This window comes from Streptococcus sp. 714 (assembly GCF_013277115.1).
Taxonomy (GTDB): Bacteria; Bacillota; Bacilli; order Lactobacillales; family Streptococcaceae; genus Streptococcus.
Genome location: NZ_VMMH01000007.1, coordinates 81748 through 86671, shown reverse-complemented (window position 1 = coordinate 86671; position 4924 = coordinate 81748). Strand labels below are relative to the sequence as shown.

Genomic DNA, 4924 nt, shown 5'->3' with positions numbered 1-4924 from the left:
GGATTTTTATCGCTCTGAATATCAAAAAAAAAAAGGACGAATTTCGTCCTTTCTAGATCTTATACTCAATGAAAATCAAAGAGCAAACTAAAAAGCTAGCCGCAAGCTGTACTTGAGTACGGTAAGGCGACGCTGATGTGGTTTGAATTTGATTTTCGAAGAGTATTAGCTTTTCTTCAACCCACTACAGTTGACAAAGAGCCAAAAATTCAAGTTTTTAAGCAATTTATTGAAATTCCTTGACATTTCCATCATAAGTTGCCCAGTCTTTACTGAAAAAGCGCTCATTAAGATGGTAAGTAAGAGCTGGTGTGGGATTAGATAGGAAAGGATCAACAGCCTTGTCAAAAGCCAACCACCCCATCCAACCAAGATGGATGGTATCCTTCATAAAGAAAGGCTTCCCACCATCCTTAGAAAAATCTGCTATATTAGTGAAACCTTGACTTTCTAACTGGAAGCGAATCTTTTGCACCGTTTGTTGGTACATATCCTCATCTAATCCTGTGAAATCCATCCATTTTTTATTTACGGGAGGAATCACAAACATTACATTGACCTTTGACTTGGCAAACTGATTTAAAACTAACTGCAAGTCATTGTACTCAGAAGATTTAAGGTAATTATAACTAGTCTGTGATCCTTTTAACTTTTTCAAATAATCTCTGATTTGTGTATCATAGAAGTGATTATCTATATCAAATTCATTGTTGGAAGTATTTTTTTCTGCATCTGCTTTAATAACATTTTCTATATCTTGATAAGAAAACTGGTCTGGAATAGTATTCAAATATTTATCAACATGTTCTTTATATTTCAACCACTGTCTGATTGAGAACTGTCCAAAAAAATTTGCTTGTTTCTGATTGATTAGAGAGCCAATTTCTATACGAATATGATCAAACTCTGAAAGAGATTCATTATTAGCAATTTTTTGTACTATATCTTTCATTGATACATTTGAAAACTGTTTTAATAATCTCTTAGATGCATGCTGACTACTAATATCTCCTGATTGATTTTCTAAAAAGGAAGTTAATTGGTCACTATTAAAATACTCTTGAAATACTGCAGGTTCATAATCATTTTCTGTAAACCATTGGGGAGATATAACAAATACAGCTTGCTTATCCTCTATTTCTGGTAGCATCTGTTGCATCCCAAAATACTGGTTAAGTGATGCAGCTCCCCTCTGTCCTAAAAGATAAGGACGATAGGAGCGATTGTATTTCTCGGCCAATACCGCAGGATGAGCACCGTCAAAACGAAGCCATTCACTGGAGCCAAAAAAAGGTATAAATCGGATAGAAGTATCAGAGAAAGCTTTTGATTTTTGATTTCGTTCTCTAAAACTTTCTGCAGTAACGGAAGCTGCCGAATACTTTTCAGATACAATATCGTGTCTAACACTTGCAGGATAACAGCATATGACCAAAACAACCAACAAACCAGCTATCAAGATCGGCCCGAAGATCATCCATAAGCGTTTAAGCATTTTGTAGCTCCACAATACCAGCTATGATTTTATTAGCGGTATTCCAGTCATCACGACCAAACTCTGTTACAGGGACGCGAATGTCAAAACGGTTTTCAATCTCCACAATCAATTCAACCGTGCCCATGCTATCCAAGACACCTGCGTCAAAAAGATCTTCATCCATCATGTCAGAAACATCTTCCATAAACAACTCATCAATAATTTCGATAACTTCTGATTTGATATCCATATTTTATTTCCTTTATTTTTTAAACCATAAATCATTCAAGAATCCAGAAAAGATTAAGAATGACAGCATGACGACATGGAAGGTGACAACCATGCCAAGCAACTGAATCCAGCGATTCTCAGGTAGAGCAGCTTTCCCTGCTTTTTTCCGTTCCTTATTGAGCGTTTTTTTCTTGCGAACCCAAGCATCATTGACGACCAAGCCCAATCCATGAAAGAGTCCATAGGCGATATAGTACCAAGTCACTCCATGCCAAAATCCCATAATCAGCATATTTACAATGTAGGCCACACTTGAGGTTACATTGCGATTCTTAAAGACCTTCTTTCTGGTCAATACCATCACCATCCGCATAAAGACAAAGTCACGGAACCAGAAAGAGAGACTCATGTGCCAGCGATTCCAAAACTCCTTCAAATCCCTTGATAAAAAAGGTTTGTTAAAGTTGATAGGGCTACGGATTCCCATCAAATTTGAAATGGCTAAGGCAAACATAGAGTAACCTGCAAAGTCAAAGAAAAGCTCCAGACCAAAGGTATACATAACCGCTAAAGTATAGAGGTTAAAGAAGCCACCTGACTGCAAGGCTAAATTCTTCAGAGGAGGTAGTAAGGTCTCTCCTAAAACATGAGCTAGGATAAACTTATACAAAAAACCCCACATAATATAGCGAACAGATTCATCCAGCATATCCATCAACTCATTCCGCTCAGGAATGGTCTGATAATTTTCATTAAAACGCTTAAAGCGATCAATTGGACCACTCGAGAAAGTCGGCATGAAAAGAAGAAAACGTAGGAATTCCCAGAGGGTAAAATCCTTAATCACTCCATCTCTCAGCTCGATGATAATCCCAACCGAACGAAAGGTCAGGTAAGAAATTCCCAAGAACCCTAGCAAAGACTGCGTTCCATTGATAGCTGGTTGCACCTTGACAAAGATAATCGGAAGTAGGGACAAAAAACTAACTAAGTAGAAGACCCACTTGCCATCCTTACTTTTTCGATAATGCTTGTAGAAAAGCAGAAGCAATATTTCCCAGCAAAGGTAAATACCCAAGGCAACCAATTGATTGGTCTTCCCACCTACCAACATGGTGACGATAAAGAAGAGGCTAACCAGCACTTCATACCAGGCAAAGCGTTTCTTGAAAAAGAGGCCTATAAAGATGGGCAAGGTTGCAATAATCACATAGACAAAGTACTGAGGATTGCCGTATGGCTCTAAATGAGGAAGCTGTTGAAAGAACTCCATCATCTCTTATTCACCTCGTTAATCAATCCTTTGATGTCAATTTTTCCATTTGGAGTCAGTGGTAAACTGTCTCGGTAAAGGAATTTAGACGGCATCATATAGGACATCATGATATCTGTCAAGTCTTCCTTAATGGCCTTAGTAATATCGATATCACGCTCAAACTGCTCACGAACACCATCTTTTAAGATAACATAGGCCAGTAGATTTTGTACCTTGTGGTCCTTGTTATAACGCGGAACAGCGACAGCAGACTCAATATAGCGAGACTTGTTAAGATTTTGAGAGACATCTTCTAACTCAATGCGGTAACCGTTAAACTTAATCTGGAAGTCCATGCGTCCTCCGTAGAGAAGCAAGCCTTCATCTGTCATGGTTCCAACATCGCCTGTGTGATAGGCTGGTAGACCTTCAAACTCAAAGAAGGCTTCTGCCGTTTTTTCAGGATTGTTCATATAGCCTTTTGAAACAGCTGGCCCAGAGACAATGATTTCTCCCTGTTCGCCATTTGGCAGTTTATTTCCTTCCTCGTCAATGATAAAGGTTGGAGAGTCGGCCTTGGTATAGCCGATTGGTAGGCGTTTGAGAGTCGCCAACATCTCGTCTGTCACAGCAACTGCTGATAGGGCTACTGTCGCTTCTGTTGGACCGTAGGCATTGATAATACGGGCATGTGGGAAACGTTCGCGCAGTTTTTGAGCTGTTTTAACCGTCAATTCTTCGCCATCAAAGTAGAAATGCGTGATACCAGGCATTTTCTCGCTATTAAAATCTTCTGATAACATGGCCATATCTGCAAAGGAAGGTGTTGATGTCCAGATAGCGATTGGCAATGAAAAGATGGTCGCAAAGAGTTGCTTAAAGTCCTGGGTAATAGCTGAAGGAAGAGCGAAAAGCGTACCACCAAGTGCCAAGGTCGGTGCCCAGTACATGACAGACAGGTCAAATGAATACGGTGGCTGAGCTAGCATTTGCGGACGACTTGGCGTCGCAAATTCCTTATCCGTAATCATCCAGTTGGTAAAGCTGAGGAGGTTATCATGGGAAATCTGCACTCCTTTAGGCTTACCAGTCGTACCAGAAGTAAAGATAATGTAGTAGTTATCATCGCCCTTGACTGGATGCGTGATCTCATAGCTAGTCCCTTGAGCAAAGGCTTCTTGAATCCGAGCTAGATTCAATATCGGTGTAGAAACCTGCTCTAATGGAAAGTCTGAAATGGCAATAATCAAACTTGGCTCCGCTAATTCTAAAATAGCTAAAACTCGCTCCAAGGCCGAATGACTATCAATTGGAATGTAGGCATGTCCTGACTTAGTCAAGGCTACAAAAGTTGCCAACATTTCATATTCTTGGCCACCAAAAACGACTACAGGAGACTTCTCAGGCAAGCCTAGTTGATCAATGGCTGCAGCTAAACTATCCGAATCAGCCTTTAAATCGCCATAAGTGTGTTCCTGCCCCAAAACATTATAGACAGGATAGCTAGGCTGTGTCTGAGCAAAATGCTCAATGGTTTCAATCATATCTACTATTGGTTTGTTTGACACAATAGGGATTCTCCTTCAAATTAAAATTCATTATAGATAAAGCTTCCTTGACCCTGACCAAGATAGCTAAAGAAGTAAAGCAGCCCTAAAAAGATAAGAAAATACAAGGCTGTCCGACCAAGAAAAAGGTACAATTCTTTTCTCTGTTTCATCAAGAAAAACCATTCATTTCTGTAATTTTTCGCTAAAATAAAAGTGATTCTTACTAGCTTATTTTTCTACCATTGTACCACTTTATATAGTATTTTTTCAATTGTTTACCATATGTTTTCACTACATTTCAGCTTATTTTAAGGATTATGCGGTTTTTCTATGTATATTTTAAAAGAAAAAAGCCTGAGATACTCATCCCAAGCTCTATCAAAATAGTTGTTTTCTAATACTCAATGAAAA

The 4924-nt window shown here is 39.0% G+C and carries 5 protein-coding genes; all 5 read right to left on the bottom strand.

The window, feature by feature from the left end; translation table 11 throughout:
* Window positions 1-226: 226 nt before the first annotated feature.
* From dltD to HT718_RS02780, 5 genes are read right to left on the bottom strand one after another with little or no spacing between them, the layout of a single operon-like run.
* Window positions 227-1495: a D-alanyl-lipoteichoic acid biosynthesis protein DltD gene (dltD, locus tag HT718_RS02800; protein ID WP_173267132.1), complete on the bottom strand. Its 1269-nt coding sequence runs from the start codon at window positions 1493-1495 to the stop codon at window positions 227-229.
* A complete protein-coding gene (gene dltC / locus HT718_RS02795; protein ID WP_000351967.1) occupies window positions 1488-1727 on the bottom strand; it encodes a D-alanine--poly(phosphoribitol) ligase subunit DltC in 240 nt (79 codons plus the stop codon). The genes dltD and dltC overlap by 8 nt, the downstream gene beginning before the upstream one ends.
* Window positions 1728-1739: 12 nt before the next feature.
* On the bottom strand, window positions 1740-2984 hold the full coding sequence (gene dltB / locus HT718_RS02790; protein WP_173267129.1) for a D-alanyl-lipoteichoic acid biosynthesis protein DltB: 1245 nt from the start codon (window positions 2982-2984) through the stop codon (window positions 1740-1742).
* Window positions 2981-4531, bottom strand: a complete 1551-nt coding sequence (gene dltA / locus HT718_RS02785) for a D-alanine--poly(phosphoribitol) ligase subunit DltA (protein WP_173267126.1) — start codon at window positions 4529-4531, stop codon at window positions 2981-2983. The genes dltB and dltA overlap by 4 nt, the downstream gene beginning before the upstream one ends.
* A gap of 20 nt (window positions 4532-4551) precedes the next feature.
* Entirely contained in the window at window positions 4552-4683 is a 132-nt protein-coding gene (locus HT718_RS02780; protein ID WP_000813667.1) for a teichoic acid D-Ala incorporation-associated protein DltX, read from the bottom strand.
* Window positions 4684-4924: the final 241 nt, after the last annotated feature.